This is a genomic window from Aeromonas sp. R2-4 (genome assembly GCF_040908365.1).
Taxonomy (GTDB): domain Bacteria; phylum Pseudomonadota; class Gammaproteobacteria; order Enterobacterales; family Aeromonadaceae; genus Aeromonas; species Aeromonas veronii.
The window spans coordinates 17763-36021 of record NZ_JBFODO010000043.1 but is presented as its reverse complement, the minus strand read 5'-3'; the positions used below and the strand labels follow the sequence as shown (position 1 = coordinate 36021).

Below are 18259 nucleotides of genomic sequence, written 5' to 3'. Positions count from 1 at the left end.
CCGCGATAACGACTTAGAAGATATCGTCGGTAGAGACAGGCCCTTCTACATCGGGGTTGTCACCGCCGTAGACCTGATTGCCATCCGAGCTCGGTGCTGCGTAGCGGGTCGGCTCGGTACCTTCCTTGAAGTATTCATCGGTTCCGCCACTGGTTGCCAGCAGGCCTGTTTCGCTATCAATCTTCACCGTCATGATCCCCTCGGGAACCGGCATTTTGTGCTCAGGCAGCTTTTTGAGGGCGACTTTCATGAAGTCGATCCAGATAGGCTGCGCGGCGCCACCACCAAACTCGGCACGGCCAAGGCCACGCTGGTGGTTGTCAAAACCGATCCATGAGGTAGCAACGATGTCCGGGGTGTAGCCGGAGAACCAGGCATCCCGCGATTCGTTGGTGGTACCGGTTTTACCGGAGATGTCGTGACGTTTCAGGTCGCGGGCTGCACGCCAGCCGGTACCACGCCAGCCGTTGCCACCCCAGATGGCTGTGCTCAGGGTGTCGGTGATCAGGAACGCACTCTGGGCACTGATGGTATGCGGGGCGATGGTTGGCGCGAGAGGGGTCTGCGTGCCATCTTGTGCGGCACCATCAACAGTTGGCTCTGGCAGTGTGCTCTGCTCGGGCGCGGCCTGCTGTTCGCAGGTGGTGCAAGCAATAGCAGGATTGGCCTGATAGAGGGTGTTCTCCAGACTGTCGGTCACTTTGTCGATGAAGTATGGGGTAACCAGGAAGCCACCGTTGGCCAGAACCGAGTAACCACGCACTACCTCGAGGGGGGTGAATTCGGCAGCGCCCAGTGCCAGCGACTCATGGGGAGAGATGAAGTCGCGGGGGAAGCCAAAGCGGGTCAGACCGTCGATATAGGTCTCCAGACCGATGGCGCGCATCAGTCGAACCGACATCACGTTCTTGGACTTGGCCAGACCCAGACGCAGCGGGGTGGGGCCATCATAAACGGCTGGGGAGTTCTTGGGCTGCCACATAGGCCCTTTTGACGGATCCCACTGGTTGATCGGTGCATCGTTGATGAGCGACGCCAGGGTATAGCCGTGCTCCAGCGCGGTCGCATAGAGGAAAGGCTTGATATTGGAGCCGATCTGGCGACGCGCCTGATCGACCCGGTTGAATTTGGAGAGTTCGAAGCTGAAGCCGCCAACCACTGCTTCCAGTGCCCCATTTTTCGGGTTCATGGCGACCAGCGCGGCGTTCACATCCGGGATTTGGGCCAGCAGCAACTCTTCGCCCTCTTCCCGCACCCAGATTTGGGCGCCGACTTTCAGCACATCGCGCGCCGATTTTGGGGCATAGCTCTGACGGTCGTCGGTAATAAAGGAGCGGGCCCATTTAATGCCGTTCCAGCCGAGCTCTGCTTCCTTGCCATTTTTCAGTACCAGCGTGGCGCTGCGATCACCGAGCTTGGTCACGACCGCCGCCATCAGCGGATCATAAGTGGGCTGCTTGCCAAGGTGAGCGACGATCTGCTCGTAATCCCAGGCTGTCTCGCCTGCCTTCCACAACTGAGCTGTCGGGCCGCGATAGCCGTGGCGCATGTCATAGGCAAAAACGCCATCCAGCAGTGCCTGTCTTGCCGCCCGCTGACGTTCGGCAGAGACGGTAGTGTAGACGTGCAGGCCCATGGTGTAGGCATCTTCACCGAACTGCTCGACCATCTTCTGGCGCACCATTTCCCCCAGATAGGGGGCGTGCAAGGTCACTTCGGCGCCGTGAAAACGGGCCTTGATCGGCATCTTGGACGCTTCGTCAAACTGGGCTTGGGTGATCTTGCCGGTTTCCAGCATCCGGCCCAGCACCACGTTGCGGCGAGCAAAGGCGCGCTCGGGGGAGCGGATGGGGTTGAGCATGGAGGGGGCTTTCGGCAGACCTGCAATGATGGCGATCTCGTCCAGTCCCAGATCCTTGACCTCTTTACCAAAGTAAACCTGTGCCGCAGCACCGATCCCGAAGGAGCGATAACCGAGGGGGATCTTGTTGAGGTAGAGTTCGAGGATCTCGTCTTTTGAGAGATTCTGCTCGATCCGCCAGGCCAGGAAGACCTCCTTGATCTTGCGGATGATGGTCTTCTCATTGCTCAGGAAGAAGTTGCGGGCAACCTGCTGGGTGATGGTACTGGCACCCTGACGGGCATGGCCGGAAACAGCCCAGACGGATGCAGCTCGAATGATACCAATCGGGTCAATGCCCGGGTGCTCATAGAAACGTGCATCTTCGGTCGCCAGTACGGCATCGATCATGGGTTGCGGAATTTCGTCCAGACGCAGCGGAATGCGACGAATTTCGCCATATTGGGCGATCAACTCCCCATCCCGGCTGTAAACCCGCATCGGGGTTGCCAGCTTGACGTCACGCAGTGCGGTGACATCGGGCAGTTGGGGTTTGATATAGAAGTAGATACCGATGAGGCTGGCGACACCCAGCACAGCACCCAGCATCATGACAATAAACAGGCGAACGAGCCATTTCAGCATGGAAGAACTACCAATCGTCTTAAAATTAGCCAACGGGCGCAGAGTATAGCCCTTTTGCCATCAGGAATTCGAGGTTTTCCTGTGGCGAGCCACCCACCTCAAAAGGATGCGAGAGGTTAGCACTACGGGGAGCAATAACCAAGGAGGGCCACTTGCCATGAAGAAAGCGAGATGGGTCACTTTTCGGCATAAACTTTATGACATTGATAGTTAGAGCATTTAGGATGAGTGAAGCACTCCTCTGATCGGGTGTCCTACACTCTGTTCAGGAATAAAACCAAATAACGCATGGATGTGTATATGTTTGGGCTTTTTAACAAGGGATCCCTCCTTCCTCTGGTGGGCATTGATTTTGGCAGCCAGACCATCAAGGCCGTTACCCTCAGTGGCCGACCTGGCAAGCTTTATCTCGAATCGGTCGCCGATATTGCCACCCCGAAAGGGACGCTGGTTGACTATCAATTGCAGGATATCGAGCGCGTCAGCCAATCTCTCAAGACTCTCAAGCGCCTGATCCCAGCTCACAGCGACTATGCCGCCACTGCGGTGACCGGCTCCAACGTGATAACCAAGGTGATCCAGATTGATGCCCGCCTCAGCGACAAGGAGCTGGAGAATCAGGTGCAGCTGGAGGCCGAGCAGATCATTCCCTTCCCCCTCGATGAAGTGAGTCTCGATTTTGAGGTACTGAGCACCAACAACAGTGAAGATCGTCAGGATGTGCTGCTGAGCGCAGCCCGCACCGAGAGTGTCAACGGCCGGGTCAGCGCCCTTGCCGAAGCCGGTATTGCCGTCAAGGTGGTGGATGTGGGCGCCCATGCGCTGGGCCGTGCCGTGGTGGCTTGTCTGCCCGAATTGCAGGAGAGTGAACGGCCGATCGGGGTGATAGACATCGGTGCCAGTGCCATGACCTTTGCGGCCCTGGTCAAGGGAGAGGTGATCTACTCCCGCTTGCAAAACTTCGGTGGCGATCAGTACAGCCAGGCGCTCTCCTCCTTTTATGGCATGACGCTGGATGAGGCTGAGCAGGCTAAAACCAAAGGTACCTTGCCTGTTGACCATGAGCTGGATGTGCTGATGCCCCACATCAACTCGCTGCTGCAGCAAGTGCGGCGCAATATCCAGCTGTTTTGCAGTTCATCCGGTTATCGCGACATCGCAAAACTGGTGCTGACGGGGGGAGGCAGTCTGCTACCCGGTTTGTTGGTACAGGTAAAAGAAGAGGTCAATTGCGAGGTGTTGCACCCGGATCTGTTCGCTCTGTTTGGCAAACCGAAAGGGGAGGCAGAACTGGTACATGGCGCTAAATATATGACGGCATTCGGGTTGGCTCTGAGGAGTTTCACACCATGTCAAATATAAACCTTCTGCCCTGGCGTGAAGCCCGTGCCCAGCGCCAAAAGAAACAGTTCGGGGCTTTGCTTGGGATTTTTGTGCTGGCCACGGTCGCGCTGGGATTTTTTGCCAACTGGCTGGTTGATCGCCAGATCGTCGCCCAGCAGCAGCGCAACCAGCGGCTGGTTCAGGAGATGACTATTCTGGATGCCCAACTGGGGGAGATCCGTCAGCTCAAAGAGCGTCGCAAGGAACTGATCGATCGGATGCAGCTCATCGAGCAGTTGCAGATGCGACGCAATGTGCCCGTCCGCCTCTTCAATCAGCTGCCTTCACTGGTGCCCAACGGGGTTTACCTCAACACCCTTTCGATGCAAAACAATATTATTGATGTTAATGGCAAGACCGAAGCCTATGGCCGGGTAGCCAGCATGATGCGGCGGATTGATGGTTCCGGCTGGTTGGGCCAGGCAAAGATAAGCACTATTTTTGCGGCTGATATTGCGCCAGTGTCATTGAGCCAGTTTTCCATGATGTTCCTGATCGCCAACAATGCTGCGGCTGCAGGGAATGTGGCCAAGGAGCAACAATGAATCTTCAGCAACTCAACGAGCTGGATATCAATGACATAGCAAGCTGGCCAAAATGGGCAAAAGGGGTCTTCATCTTTTTCTGCTGCGTGTTGACCGGTGGCGCCATCTACTACTACGTGATTGCCAACTCACTGACCAGTTTGACTCAGGAAGCGGGGAAGGAGACCGAACTGAAAGCCCAGTTTGAAAGCAAGGCGATGCTGGCTGCCAACCTGGGGGCATACAAGGCGCAAATGGTTCAGCTTGAGCAACTGGTTGATACCCAGCTCAAGCAGTTGCCCAATACCCATGAGGTCGCCGGTCTGCTGGACGATATCAGCTTTATTGCTACCGACAACGGCTTGAAATTGAACCGGATCAACTGGGAGCCAGAGGTAAAGCACGAGTTTTCAACCGAGCTACCAATGCGTATCGAAGTCGTGGGCACTTACCATGAAATTGGCAAGTTTACCGCTGACATGGCCGCTTTGCCCCGTATCGTCATTCTTGACTCTTTCACTCTGGGTCAGAGCAAGGATGAAGGGGAGCTGATTTCGATGTCGATGCTGGCAAAGACCTACAAGTACAACGGTAAAACAGTGGAGCCGAAACAATGAGACGCATCTGCTGGTTGTTACCTGCCCTCTTGCTGGCGGCGTGTGGTGGCCAGGAGGACATGGATAGCTATGTCGCCCAGACCAAAGCAAGGCCGCCCATACCTATCGAGCCCTTGCCCGAGCTGAAGCCTTTTGCCCCCATGCACTACCAGCAACGCGAGTTGCGCAGCCCCTTCATGGTTCCTCAGCCTGAGGCGACGGTCGGAAGTACAAGCACTGCCAAGGCCCAGCCGGATTGTGCTCAGACCCTGATGGATCGTGAGAAAGAGGTGCTGGAAAATTATTCGCTGGCCAGTCTGTCGATGCATGGTTCTTTGGGTAAGGCAGGTCAGTTGTGGGCCTTGATCAGCACCCCAGATGGCAAATCGATGCGGGTCGGACTCAACCAGTATATGGGGCTTGATCAGGGCCGAGTCATCAAGATCACTGACACTGCCGTGGATTTGCTGGAAACCATTCCGGACGGGAAGGGGTGCTGGGTAACAAGAGAAACCCAGTTGGCAATGGCCAATGTGCAAGAAAAACAATAATCAGGGACGAACAGCAATGAGAACAACAATAGAGAGTGTATCCAAAGTGGCTTTGCTGTTTTGCGCCAGCGCCCTCAGTCAGGCGTGGGCAGTGGCAACCCTGCAGGAGATCAAGGTCAATCCGCTGCTGGCCGATCAATTGCTGGTGGAGCTCAGTTTTAGTGAGCCTGTCACGGGCTTTACCGATCGTCTCTCTTACCAACCCAATCAGCTGTTGTTGCATGTTCCCGGTGCGGTAGGGGCGCTGAAAGTGAACCCGCTGCCGATCCAGCGCCTGGGGGTAGATAATATCAAGGTGGAGGGTAAGGGCGCAGGTCTGGATATCAAGATAGCACTCGATCAGCTTGCTCCCTATCAGGTGCAGCAACAGGGGAACAAATTACTGGTGTCATTGGGCGAGGGGGCCTCTTCCGGGCTCATCAATGGTGAGAGCGCCCTGATTGCACCCGCAACCTCGGCTACTCCTGTGCCAGCGCCCTCTGCGATGGCGGCCACACCCTCTCCCTCGGCGCTGCTCAATCCTCAAGTCGTTGCCCGGTCTATGCCTGTTGCACCCGTGACAACGCCGGTAGCCACACAGCCTGCCAGCAAGCCGGTGCTTAACAACTATCAGAGCAGTGGGGACGGCGCCTATTTCAACTCGGTTACCGGTGTGGATTTTCGTCGTGGTAAAGATGGCCAGGGGGAGTTTCTGGTTACGCTGGATAACAGCTCAGCCGCTGTTGATGTGAGCAGCCGCGGTCAGACCGTACTGGCCAAGTTTCATGGTACTCGGGTACCGGATGGTTTGCTTAATCTGATCAACGTGCAGGATTTTGCAACGCCGGTCTCTCAGGTTGAAGTCTCCCGGCAGGGGAGCGATACCCTGTTTGAACTGTCGATCAATGGTCAGTTTGATTACCGTTACGATCAGGCTGACAAGCTCTTCATTATCGAGGTGAAAAAGCGGACGACGGCCACGGCATCCAAGCAGTATCAGGGAAAGCCCATCTCATTGAACTTTCAGGATATTCCAGTCCGTACCGTATTGCAGCTTATTGCCGATTTCAACAACCTTAACTTGGTAACCACAGATTCGGTATCAGGCAATATTACCCTGCGTCTGGATGGGGTGCCGTGGGAGCAGGCGCTCGACATTATTTTGAAAGTGCGGGGTCTGGATAAACGACTGGACAACAACATTCTGCTGGTGGCTCCTGCGGAAGAGATCGCAACACGCGAGAAGCAGCAACTTGAGAGCCGCAATCAGGTCGCAGATTTGGCGCAGCTCTATACCGAATATCTGCAGATAAACTATGCCAAGGCCTCGGAAGTGGCAGCCCTGCTCTCTTCCGAAAGTACCAAGTTACTGTCACCCCGTGGTGCGGTGAGCGTTGACGAGCGAACCAACGTGCTGGTGGTCAAGGATACCGCCGATGTCATCAGCAGCATCAAACGGATGCTCGATATTCTCGATATTCCGGTCAAGCAGGTGGTTATCGAGGCGCGGATGGTGACCATTGATGACGGTTTTGATGAAGCGCTCGGGGTGCGGTGGGGGGTGACCAAGAATGATGGTCATGGCAACAGTACGTCCGGTTCCATAGCGGGGAATGATGGCTCTGGTAACAACAATGGTGGCTCGACAATTACCAGACCGACAGCAGACGATCGGTTGAACGTCAACCTGCCGGTGACCAATGCGGCCGGTACTTTGGCCTTCCAGGTTGCCCGTTTGGCTGATGGTACCTTGCTGGATCTCGAGTTGTCGGCGCTGGAAAAAGAGAGCAAGGCCGAGATTATCGCTAGTCCGCGCGTGACCACGGCGAACCAGAAACCGGCATTGATCGAGCAGGGTACCGAGATCCCCTATGTGGAGTCCTCTTCCAGTGGCGCTACCTCGGTAACCTTCAAGAAGGCGGTATTGAGCCTGAAGGTTACCCCGCAGATCACCCCTGACAATCGGGTGATTCTCGACCTGACCGTAACCCAGGATACCAAGGGTGAAACGGTACCGACCGGCACCGGTGATGCGGTTTCCATCAACGCCCAGTCCATCACCACTCAGGTGTTGGTGAACAATGGCGAGACCCTGGTGTTGGGCGGCATCTATCAGCAGACCATCAAGAGCGATGTGACCAAGGTGCCGCTGCTTGGCGATATCCCCGGATTGGGGGCCCTGTTCCGCAAGACCACCAGCGAGAACAAAAAGCGAGAGTTGCTGATTTTCGTGACGCCCAAGATAGTCACCGACGCCTTCTGAATGCTTTACATGTGAGGGTAAAACACATATAACCTTACGCCCCAATGAGGCTGGGGCGTAAGGGCTGCGGTTGCCAGTCCCGATATCTATTGAGATAATCCCCCTCCTGATCCATCGCAAGATAAGGTTCATAGGTACCCCGATCCAGTATTCATCGGGGTCGTACAGTTTGTAATTACTAACGAAAAGACATGGCTGAGAAACGCAATATTTTCCTGATAGGTCCCATGGGTGCGGGCAAGAGCACCATAGGTAGACATCTGGCAGAACAACTGCATATGGAGTTTTTCGACTCAGATCATGAGATTGAGCGCCGCAGTGGTGCTGATATCGGCTGGGTGTTCGATGTTGAAGGCGAAGAAGGTTTCCGGATTCGCGAAGAGAAGGTGATCGGCGAATTGTCAGAGCAGCAGGGTATCGTGCTGGCGACGGGTGGCGGTGCCATCAAGAGTCGCGAAACCCGCAACAAGTTGTCTGCTCGTGGCATCGTGGTCTACCTCGAAACCACTATTGAAAAGCAGCTGGCGCGCACACAGCGAGACAAACGCCGCCCTCTGCTACAGACCGAAGAACCGGCACGCGAAGTGCTGGAACGTCTGGCACAAGAGCGCAATGCCCTGTATGAAGAGGTTGCCGACTTTGTTGTGCACACCGATGACCAGAGCGCAAAAATCGTTGCCAATCAAATTGTAAAGCTGATCGGTATGTAATCTAGAGGACGTCCATGGAACGGTTGAAGGTCGAACTGGGTGAACGCAGCTATCCCATCGAGATAGCTGCCGGGTTGTTGCAGCGCCCCGAGGCGCTGGTCTCGACCATCAAGGGCAAGCGGGTGATGATAGTGACCAACACGGTCGTTGCTCCGCTTTATCTTGAACGGGTAACCGCTCTGCTGTCGGGTTTTCAGGTTGAACACCTGATCCTGCCTGACGGCGAGGCATACAAGAACCTGGCGACCTTTGAGCAGATCATGTCTGCTCTGCTTGAAACCAACCATGGGCGCGATACGACACTGATCGCTCTGGGGGGCGGCGTGATCGGGGATGTGGTGGGCTTTGCGGCAGCAAGCTATCAACGTGGCATTCCTTTTATCCAGATCCCGACCACTCTGCTCTCCCAGGTTGACTCCTCTGTCGGCGGTAAAACCGCTGTCAACCACCCCCTCGGCAAGAACATGATTGGGGCTTTTTATCAGCCCAAACAAGTTGTTATCGATACCGAATGTCTGAGTACCTTGCCAGCCCGCGAATTTGCCGCAGGGATGGCCGAGGTGATCAAGTACGGCATCATTTGGGATGCTGATTTCTTCAGCTGGCTGGAGCAGAACATGGTGCGTCTGCAACAGCTGGAACCTGCCGCGCTGGCCTACGCCATCAAACGCTGCTGCGAGATCAAAGCCGATGTGGTCGGTCAGGATGAGACCGAGCACGGCGTCCGTGCGCTGCTCAATCTGGGCCACACCTTTGGTCATGCCATCGAGGCCGAGCAGGGGTATGGCAACTGGCTGCACGGTGAAGCAGTATCAGCCGGCACCATGCTAGCAGCCTGGACTGCGCAGGCCCGTGGCGATATGAGCGAAGCGGACGTTGCGCGTGTGCGCGCTCTGCTGCTGGCCGCCAATCTGCCCATTCATGCGCCTGCCGAGATGGATTTCGCTGCCTTTATTCGCCATATGCGCCGTGACAAGAAGGTGCTGGAAGGCAAGCTGCGTCTGGTGTTGCCGGTTGGTATCGGCCATGCGCAGGTGGTGGGGGATGTGTCCGATGCCGAGTTGCTGGCGGTGATCGAGTCTGGTCGTGACGAATAAACTGCTAAAACTTCCTTCCCAGCGGCAGCTGGTTGACCGGCTGCTGCATCTGATTGAATTCAATCACCCTTTCATTTTTCTCTCCGGTAAACCCGGTTGTGGTCGCGGTACGCTGTGCGAATCCCTGCTCGGCGTGTTGCCGGAAAAAGTGCGGGTGGTAAGCCTGATTGGTACGCCTGCCATGAAGATGGTGGATGTGCGCCAGCTGTTGCTGCCACAGGTGGTGGCGCGCCCGCTGTTCAATCCACAGGATGCGCTGGCGGAGAGCTTCTTTCGCATGCTGGAGGGGAGCAAGCCTGCCACCCTGTTGCTACTGATAGAGCGTGCCGACCAGTTGCCGGCCGACCTGCTGGGAGAGTTGTGGGCGATCATCCGTCATAACGATACCCTGGCGGCGCCCCATCAGCTGGCCATTATCGTCTCGGGCAGTGACGTCTGGTGTCGTACGCAACGACCGCAGCTCAAAGGGCGTGCCATGCCAGCCCTTGAGCTGGAAGTGCCGCCACTGAGCCCGCCCGAGCAGCGCATCTTCTTGTATGAGAAAGCCAAAGAGCTCAAGATCCCGGCGACCCTCTTGCCCAAGCCGCAAGTGGAGGAGATCCTGAAAACGGCGAACGGACATCCGTCCACCATCATGCAGTTACTGGAGGATATCATGACCGACAGAAGGCCCAAGAAGCGTCAGGCGGAGTTGCCCGTCAAGAAGATTGCCACCGCTATCGCGCTGGTCGCTGGCGGGCTACTGGCTTTGAGCTACCTGCTGCCTGCGCTGTTTGACAATGAAAGCAAACCGGCACTGCAGGATCCGGCGCAGAACACGGCATTGCCGATCCCGGTAGCGGGAGGCGATCCCCTCACCGCAGGCGGTTCGAATACCGATGCCGCTGCACAAGGCGCGCAAAACAGCGATGCAGCCAGCAATCCCAACGGGGTAGTGAAGGATTGGCAGCCGGAGGCGAAAGTGCTGCCAAAGTCGGTAGAGAGCGAAACCGTGACCACCGAATCAACCAATTACGAAGGGCGTCGGGTGGTGATCTCTGACGAGGTCGTGCAAAAGCTGATGACCGAACCCAAGGTGAGCGGCGCACTGCCTACTGACGTGGTGGACGAGCTGACCGGCAAGAACCCGAGTGGCACAGCCCCCAGTGGTGCAATCGCAACCACGGCGCCAGCCAGTACCGCCAAGGCACAGAACCCGGTGACAACCGCAACGCCTGCTGCCACCACCAAAACAGCCAGCAACGAGCCGGTTGCCGCGCCAGCACCCAAGGTGGACCTGACACCGGTCGCCACCTTGAACAAGAAGCCGCGCAATCACTACAGCGTTCAGCTGATGGGGGCGAGCAACACCAAGGCGGTGGATCAATTTGTCGCCGAGCATGGTTTGGCGGGCAAGGTATGGGTCTATCAGACCAAATTCCGTGGCAGCCCTTGGTACGTGGTGCTGCAAGGGGATTATGCCGGTTTGACCCAAGCCAAGAGTGCCATTCGCAAGCTTCCGCCAGCCTTGCTGAAAGGTCAGCCCTGGCCCAAGTCGTTTGCACAGGTACAAAAAGAGCTGAAGCAATAGCCTTGATACCGGATAAGGGGGTAGAATCGTCCCCCTTTTTGGGTCTTGCCTTCTTACACACCGGATTTCCATGAAAAAAACACGCGCTTTTTTAAAATGGGCCGGGGGAAAATACTCCCTGGTTGAAGAGATTGCCGAGCGCCTGCCGGCCGGGCGTGTGTTGCTGGAGCCCTTCGTCGGGGCCGGGTCTGTGTTTCTCAACACCGACTACGACGCGTATGTGCTCAACGACATCAATCCGGATCTGATCTGCCTGTACAACCACCTCAAGCTGACGCCGGACAGTTTCATTGCCGAGGCGCGCAAGCTGTTTGTGGCAGAGCACAACCACAAGGCGGCCTATTATCGGCTGCGTACCCAGTTCAATCAGACCGAGACCACCTTCGAGCGGGCACTCTTGTTCCTGTTTCTCAACCGTCACGGTTTCAACGGACTGTGCCGCTACAACAAGAAGGGCGGCTTCAACGTGCCGTTCGGTTCTTACAAGAAACCCTATTTCCCGGAAAAAGAGCTGTGGGCCTTTGCCGAAAAGGCGCAGAAGGCGACCTTTATCTGCGAGAGCTACGCCGATGCCATCAAGCGTGCCGAAGAGGATTGGGTTATCTATTGTGATCCACCCTATGCGCCGCTCTCCACTACGGCGAGCTTCACCACCTATGCCTCCGGTGGGTTTACCCTGGATGATCAGGCGATCCTGGCGCGACTGGCCCGTCACACAGCCGCTCACAAAGGGGTGCCGGTGCTGATCAGTAACCACGATATCGAGCTGACTCGTGAGCTTTATCGCGGTGCCCGCCTCGACGAGATCCTGGTCAAGCGCACTATCAGCCGCAACGGTGGCACCCGCAACAAGGTGGCCGAGTTGTTGGCGCTCTATCCCCCCGGTATCGAGCCGGAGCAGGGCTACTATCCCAGTGACAGCGAACTGCTGCCACTGACGTAACAGACCATGCGGCGCCCAAGGGCGCCGTTTTTTATGGGCGAGTCCGCGCCCGTGCCGATGCCGCAAAACCCGGGTGGCTTGGGGAGGGGAGGCGATTGCCCCATTTACCCCGCATTCGAGTCGTTTTCGCCCGCCTTTTACGTTAAAATTGCGCCGCTTTTTCTCCCTGGCTGCCAATGGATGATGCTGATGAAAGACTTTCTGATTGCCCCCTCGATCCTCTCTGCCGATTTTGCCCGTCTGGGTGACGATGTAGCCAAGGTATTGGCTGCAGGTGCCGACGTGGTTCACTTCGACGTGATGGACAACCACTATGTCCCCAACCTGACCATTGGCCCCATGGTCTGTCAGGCGCTGCGTGACTACGGTATCGAGGCCCCCATCGACGTGCACCTGATGGTCAAGCCGGTGGATCGCATCATTCCTGATTTTGCCAAGGCCGGTGCTTCCCTCATTACCTTCCATCCGGAAGCCTCTGATCACGTTGATCGCTCTTTGGGCCTCATCAAGGAGATGGGTTGCCAGGCGGGTCTGGTGCTGAATCCGGCTACCTCGCTCTCCTGCCTCGAGTATGTGATGGACAAGCTGGATGTGATCCTGCTGATGTCGGTCAACCCGGGCTTCGGTGGCCAGAGCTTTATCCCCGGTACCCTCGACAAGCTGCGTCAGGTGCGTCGTCTGATCGACGAGAGCGGCCGCGATATTCGCCTCGAGATCGATGGCGGGGTGAAGGTCGACAACATTCGCGAGATCGCCGAAGCGGGTGCCGACATGTTTGTCGCCGGCTCGGCCATTTTCAGCCAGCCTGACTACAAGGCGGTGATCGACAAGATGCGTGCGGAGCTGGCTCATGTCACACGCTGAGCGCGCATTTGATTTGGTGCTGTTCGATCTGGACGGCACCCTGATTGATAGCGCCGCCCAGCTGGCGCTGGCGGTCAATCTGACTCTGGCAGACCTCGGTCTGGCGCAGGCTGATGAAGCGGTGATCCGTACCTGGGTAGGCAACGGAGCCGACAAGCTGATCCAGCGGGCGCTCGCCTATCGCGAGGCCGATCCCGAGCTGTTTGCCAAGGCCAGGCCGATCTTTTTCCAGCACTACAACGCTTGCCTGCTGCAAGGGCTGGCGATGTATGACGGGGTGGCCCAGAGTCTGCGTCGCTTGCAAAGCCTGGGCTACAAGCAGGCGATCGTCACCAACAAGCCGAGCGATTTCGTGGCCCCCATCCTCGATGCCCTTGGCATCAGCGATTGCTTCGAACTCTGGCTCGGTGGCAACTGTGTGCCGGTCAAGAAGCCGAGCCCGGAGCCCTTGCTGCACGCCTGCCAGGAGTTGGGGGTGAGCCCCGCTCGCACCCTGATGGTGGGCGACTCCGAAAATGACGTGCTGGCGGCCAAGGCGGCTGGCATGAAGGTGGTGGGTCTTACATACGGCTATAACTATGGCCGTCCCATCGCCGACTCCCATCCAGACTGGGTATTCGAGCAGTTTGCCCAGCTCGATGCACTTTTGGTCTAATAGCGCAGCTGGGCTGGCTGAATAACAAGGATTAACACTCTCATGACTAAACCAATCGTATTGAGCGGAGCGCAACCCTCCGGTCAACTGACCATCGGCAACTACATGGGGGCCCTGCGTCAGTGGGTCAACATGCAGGATGAGTTCGACTGCCTCTACTGCATCGTCGACCTGCACGCCATCACCACTCGTCAGGACCCGGCTGCCCTGCGCAAGGCTTGTCTGGACGCGGCAGCCCTCTATCTGGCGGTCGGTATCGATCCCAAGAAGAGCACCGTCTTCATCCAGTCTCACGTGCCGCAGCACGCCGAGCTGGGCTGGATCCTCAACTGCTATACCCAGATGGGTGAGTTGTCGCGCATGACCCAGTTCAAGGACAAGTCCGCCCGTTTCGAGAACAACGTCAACGTCGGCCTGTTCGGTTATCCGGTGCTGATGGCGGCCGACATCCTGCTCTATCAGGCCAATCAGGTGCCGGTCGGCAACGACCAGAAGCAGCATCTGGAGCTGACCCGCGACATCTGCACCCGTTTCAACAACCTCTATGGTGAGGTGTTCACCATGCCGGAGCCCTTCATTCCGACCGAAGGGGCACGGGTGATGAGCCTGCAGGATCCGACCAAGAAGATGTCCAAGTCGGATGACAACGAAGCCAACTTCATCGGCCTGCTGGAAGATCCCAAGCAGATCGTCAAGAAGATCAAGCGTGCGGTGACCGACTCCGACGAGCCGGCGGTGGTGCGTTTCGACCCGGAAAACAAACCGGGTGTTTCCAACCTGCTGACCCTGATGTCCGGGGTGACGGGTCGCTCCATCCCCGAGCTGGAGCAGCACTTCGAAGGCAAGATGTACGGTCACCTCAAGACCGAAACCGCCGAAGCCGTGGTTGCGCTACTGGAACCGATCCAGGCCCGTTTCCACGAGTTGCGTCAGGATGAGGCCCATCTGATCGCGATTCTGGCAGAAGGCGCACAAAAGGCGCGCGAAAGAGCTGAAAAAACCCTGACCAGCGTATATGATGTAGTCGGCTTCGTTCCTCGAGCCTGACATACTGGGAAGGTGTAGTAGAAGAGAGCTGGGTATTTGCCTGGCTTTCTTTATTTTCTGCCCGGCTATTTTGTTTAATTTCTTTATTTCAACCTGGGTAATATCCCCAAGAGAAAGCATGCCTGTTCAACCAACTATTTCTGCTGAAGAGCTGAGTGACAAAGGTCACTGGCTACGTAAATTTCGCAAGGCGAAAAACCTCAATACCCTGCAGTTGATGGTCTCCAATGCCATCGACAAGCACCATAAAACCCCTGCCGTTGCTGCCGCCATCTATCTGGCCGAATGTCAGCGTGAACGGGAAATGGAACAGGGTCGTTATCTCGATCGTTAATTCTCCGCTGTTGGTTATCTCATGCTGTTGTTGATCGATAACTACGACTCTTTTACCTGGAACCTGGTGCAATATTTCGGCGCCCTGGGACAAGAGGTTGTGGTCAAGCGCAATGATGAACTGACGCTTGATGCCATAGCGCAGCTCTCCCCCCGTTTTCTGGTGATCTCCCCCGGTCCCTGTACGCCCAATGAGGCGGGGATCTCTCTCGATGCCATCAGCCACTTTGCTGGCAAGCTGCCCATTCTCGGCGTCTGTCTCGGTCATCAGTCGTTGGCGCAGGCCTTCGGCGCCCGCGTAATACGTGCCCGTCAGGTAATGCACGGCAAAACCTCGCTCATCCGCCATCGCCATGAGGGGGTGTTCAAGGGGCTCAACAACCCGCTGAGGGTGACTCGTTACCATTCACTGGTGGTGGAGCGCGACACGCTGCCCGACTGCTTCGAGATCACCGCCTGGAGTGAGCATGCCGATGGCTCGTTTGACGAGATCATGGGGCTGCGCCACAAGACGCTCCCTGTCGAGGGTGTTCAGTTCCATCCGGAGAGTATTTTGAGCGAACAGGGCCATCAGTTGCTGGCCAACTTTCTGGCGCGTTCATAAAAAGTTGTGATCGCCTTCTCAAGTTCGAGAGAAGGCAAAAAAAATTTCCCTGACACTTTATTCACCCCCTCTCCTGCCCAAATTATCTCTTGCCAAGCCCCCCTGAGTCGTTATGCAATGCGGTTGCCTAAAATCTCAAGAGCAATCGAACATTGTTCCTTATAGGCCGTCTTGTTACAGACTTTTTACTTTATTTCTGTGATAATCCCGTCACGTTTACACGGATTTAACTTTTGGGCGGTGGATTATTCTGTCGCCGAATCGAAGGAGAGCTATATGTCAGAGTTGTTGGCAGTGACACGTGAAGTGTTTGATGAAGTGATGGTTCCCAACTATGCGCCCGCCAAGATCATCCCGGTGCGTGGTGAAGGGTCACGTGTCTGGGATCAGGAAGGGCGCGAGTATGTCGACTTCGCCGGTGGCATCGCCGTCAACGGTTTGGGTCACTGTCATCCCAAGCTGGTCGAGGCCCTGAAAACCCAGGGCGAGAAGCTGTGGCACCTCTCCAACGTCATGACCAACGAGCCGGCCCTGCGTCTGGCCAAGAAGCTGGTTGCCGCCACCTTCGCCGACAAGGTCTACTTCTGCAACTCCGGCGCCGAAGCGAACGAAGCCGCTCTCAAGTTGGCTCGCCGCTACGCCATCGAGAAGTTTGGCGAGCAGAAGACCCAGATCATCGCCTTCAATCAGGGTTTCCACGGTCGTACCTTCTTTACCGTGAGCGTCGGCGGTCAGGCAGCCTACTCCGATGGCTTCGGTCCCAAGCCCGGTGACATTACCCATGTTCCCTACAACGATCTGGCGGCGCTGGCCGAGGTGATCTCCGACAACACCTGCGCCGTGGTGATGGAGCCGCTGCAAGGGGAGGGGGGCATCATTCGTCCTACCGACGAGTTTGCCAAAGGGGTACGCGAGCTGTGTGACAAACACAATGCCCTGCTCATCTATGACGAAGTACAGTCCGGTGTCGGTCGTACCGGCGAGCTCTACGCCTACATGGGGCTTGGCGTCACGCCGGACATCCTCACCAGCGCCAAGGCGCTGGGTGGCGGTTTCCCTATTGGCGCCATGCTGACTACCAACGAAATCGCCTCTTACCTGAAAGTGGGCACTCACGGCTCTACCTACGGCGGCAACCCGCTTGCCTGTGCGGTCGCCGAGGCGGTGATCGACGTGATCAATACCCCGGAGGTGCTGGCTGGCATCAAGCAACGCGAACAGCTGTTCCGCGAGGGGCTTGAGGCGATCAACGCCAAATACCACTGCTTTAGCGAGATCCGCGGCAAGGGGCTGCTGCTGGGCGCTGCCCTGAGCGATGCCTTCAAGGGGCGTTCCCGCGACTTCCTGCTGGCCTCCATCGATCAGGGGCTGATGGCACTGGTGGCTGGTACCAACGTGGTTCGTTTTGCCCCTTCACTGGTGATCCCGGAAGCGGACATCAAGGAAGGGTTGGCCCGCTTCGAGAAGGCGGTTGCCCAGGTGGTTAACGCCTGATTCCAAATTGAGGTGGGGAGCTCTCCCGGCAGGAGCCGGGACCCCACCTGTCGTCAATGAAAGGGAGTTGTCATTTATGTTGGTTATCCGTCCCATCGAGCAAAAAGATTTTGCCGGGCTCAAGACCTGCGCCATCGAGTCCGGCACCGGCATGACCTCGTTGCCCGTCAACGATGAGCTGCTGCAGCGCAAGATTGATGCCTCTACCCAGACTTTTTCCGACAAGCCCGCAGGCAAGGGGGACTGCCTCTACTTCTTCGTGGCTGAGGATCTGGAGACTGGCGAGATGGTCGGCACCTGTGCCATCGATGCCGCGGTTGGCCTCTCCCAGCCGTTTTACAACTACCACATCGGCAAAGTGGTGCACTCTTCTCCCAAGCTCGGCATCTACAACGTCGTTGAAACCCTGACCCTCTCCAACGACTACACCGGCAACTCCGAGCTCTGCACCCTGTTCTTGCGCGAATGTGCCCGCGAGGGGCTCAACGGCCGCCTGCTCTCCAAGCACCGCTTCCTGTTTATGGCCGAGCACCCTGAGCTGTTTGACGAGACCGTCTTCGCCGAGATGCGCGGCGTCTCCGATGCCAACGGTCACAGCCCCTTCTACGAGTGGCTGCAAACCCATTTCTTCTCGATGGATTTTCCCACCGTCGACTATCTGACCGGCATCGGCAAGAAGCGCTTTATCGCCGAATTGATGCCCAAGTACCCCATCTACGTCAATTTGCTGAGCAAAGAGGCGCGCGCCGTTATCGGTCAGACCCACGAGAAAACCCGTCCCGCCATCAAGATGCTGCAGGACGAGGGCTTCGTGAACCGTGGCTACGTCGATATTTTCGATGCGGGCCCCACCGTCGAGTGCGACGTGAAGAATATCCGCAGCGTGCGCCGCAGCAAGAAACTGCGGGTGCTGGTGGGCGAGCCCATCGGTGGCAAGACCCACCTTATCTGCAACAGCCGTTTCGAGCATTACCGCGCCTGCTACGGCAATATCCGGGTCGATCTCGACAAGCATGAAGCCATCATTCCGCCCAAGATGGCGGCGGCACTCAAGGTGCAGGATGGCGACATGGTGCGGGTGGTTGACCTCGACTGAGGCAAACAGGACAAGCAAACCGATTATCAGACAGGCAGCCGAGGCTGCCTGCCAGCGACAGGGAG

General features: G+C 57.0%; 17 protein-coding genes. 16 read left to right on the top strand and 1 reads right to left on the bottom strand.

What is annotated here, in order from left to right:
* Positions 1-13: 13 nt before the first annotated feature.
* Positions 14-2485 (bottom strand): penicillin-binding protein 1A, encoded by a 2472-nt coding sequence (locus AB5Z05_RS16545; RefSeq protein ID WP_368152248.1) that lies wholly within the window; start codon positions 2483-2485, stop codon positions 14-16.
* A 300-nt stretch (positions 2486-2785) separates the two neighbouring features.
* Between AB5Z05_RS16545 and tapM the strand changes: the two genes are divergently transcribed.
* The 16 genes from tapM (at position 2786) to astA (ending at position 18194) form a co-directional block, all read left to right on the top strand.
* The gene (gene tapM / locus AB5Z05_RS16540) at positions 2786-3847 is read left to right on the top strand and encodes a PilM family type IVa pilus assembly protein TapM (RefSeq protein WP_368152247.1); all 1062 of its coding nucleotides are present in this window, start codon (positions 2786-2788) and stop codon (positions 3845-3847) included.
* Complete coding sequence (gene tapN / locus AB5Z05_RS16535; protein WP_368152245.1) at positions 3835-4413, top strand: PilN family type IV pilus biogenesis protein TapN; 579 nt, start codon at positions 3835-3837, stop codon at positions 4411-4413. The genes tapM and tapN overlap by 13 nt, the downstream gene beginning before the upstream one ends.
* Positions 4410-5009: a PilO family type IV pilus biogenesis protein TapO gene (gene tapO / locus AB5Z05_RS16530; protein ID WP_019446350.1), complete on the top strand. Its 600-nt coding sequence runs from the start codon at positions 4410-4412 to the stop codon at positions 5007-5009. The genes tapN and tapO overlap by 4 nt, the downstream gene beginning before the upstream one ends.
* Positions 5006-5539 (top strand): pilus assembly protein PilP, encoded by a 534-nt coding sequence (locus AB5Z05_RS16525; RefSeq protein WP_005335020.1) that lies wholly within the window; start codon positions 5006-5008, stop codon positions 5537-5539. The genes tapO and AB5Z05_RS16525 overlap by 4 nt, the downstream gene beginning before the upstream one ends.
* Positions 5540-5555: 16 nt before the next feature.
* Positions 5556-7781: a type IV pilus secretin PilQ gene (gene pilQ, locus AB5Z05_RS16520; RefSeq protein WP_368152243.1), complete on the top strand. Its 2226-nt coding sequence runs from the start codon at positions 5556-5558 to the stop codon at positions 7779-7781.
* Positions 7782-7972: 191 nt separating this feature from the next.
* Entirely contained in the window at positions 7973-8491 is a 519-nt protein-coding gene (gene aroK, locus AB5Z05_RS16515; protein ID WP_005335014.1) for a shikimate kinase AroK, read from the top strand.
* 14 nt (positions 8492-8505) lie between these two features.
* Positions 8506-9588: a 3-dehydroquinate synthase gene (gene aroB / locus AB5Z05_RS16510; protein ID WP_021229792.1), complete on the top strand. Its 1083-nt coding sequence runs from the start codon at positions 8506-8508 to the stop codon at positions 9586-9588.
* Complete coding sequence (locus tag AB5Z05_RS16505) at positions 9578-11158, top strand: SPOR domain-containing protein (protein ID WP_368152242.1); 1581 nt, start codon at positions 9578-9580, stop codon at positions 11156-11158. The genes aroB and AB5Z05_RS16505 overlap by 11 nt, the downstream gene beginning before the upstream one ends.
* A gap of 70 nt (positions 11159-11228) precedes the next feature.
* Positions 11229-12101, top strand: coding sequence for a Dam family site-specific DNA-(adenine-N6)-methyltransferase (locus AB5Z05_RS16500; RefSeq protein WP_005335008.1), 873 nt, complete (start codon positions 11229-11231; stop codon positions 12099-12101).
* A gap of 189 nt (positions 12102-12290) precedes the next feature.
* The gene (rpe, locus tag AB5Z05_RS16495; protein ID WP_005335006.1) at positions 12291-12965 is read left to right on the top strand and encodes a ribulose-phosphate 3-epimerase; all 675 of its coding nucleotides are present in this window, start codon (positions 12291-12293) and stop codon (positions 12963-12965) included.
* Entirely contained in the window at positions 12952-13620 is a 669-nt protein-coding gene (locus AB5Z05_RS16490) for a phosphoglycolate phosphatase (protein WP_042082626.1), read from the top strand. Before rpe ends, AB5Z05_RS16490 begins: the two co-directional genes overlap by 14 nt.
* A gap of 42 nt (positions 13621-13662) precedes the next feature.
* Positions 13663-14667 (top strand): tryptophan--tRNA ligase, encoded by a 1005-nt coding sequence (gene trpS / locus AB5Z05_RS16485; RefSeq protein ID WP_005362251.1) that lies wholly within the window; start codon positions 13663-13665, stop codon positions 14665-14667.
* Between the two features lie 118 nt (positions 14668-14785).
* Positions 14786-15001, top strand: a complete 216-nt coding sequence (locus AB5Z05_RS16480) for a hypothetical protein (RefSeq protein ID WP_005334997.1) — start codon at positions 14786-14788, stop codon at positions 14999-15001.
* 21 nt (positions 15002-15022) lie between these two features.
* The gene (locus AB5Z05_RS16475; RefSeq protein WP_064340847.1) at positions 15023-15604 is read left to right on the top strand and encodes an aminodeoxychorismate synthase component II; all 582 of its coding nucleotides are present in this window, start codon (positions 15023-15025) and stop codon (positions 15602-15604) included.
* 276 nt (positions 15605-15880) lie between these two features.
* Complete coding sequence (locus tag AB5Z05_RS16470; protein ID WP_368152239.1) at positions 15881-17098, top strand: aspartate aminotransferase family protein; 1218 nt, start codon at positions 15881-15883, stop codon at positions 17096-17098.
* Positions 17099-17174: 76 nt separating this feature from the next.
* Positions 17175-18194: an arginine N-succinyltransferase gene (gene astA / locus AB5Z05_RS16465; RefSeq protein ID WP_005334994.1), complete on the top strand. Its 1020-nt coding sequence runs from the start codon at positions 17175-17177 to the stop codon at positions 18192-18194.
* Positions 18195-18259 lie beyond the last annotated feature (65 nt).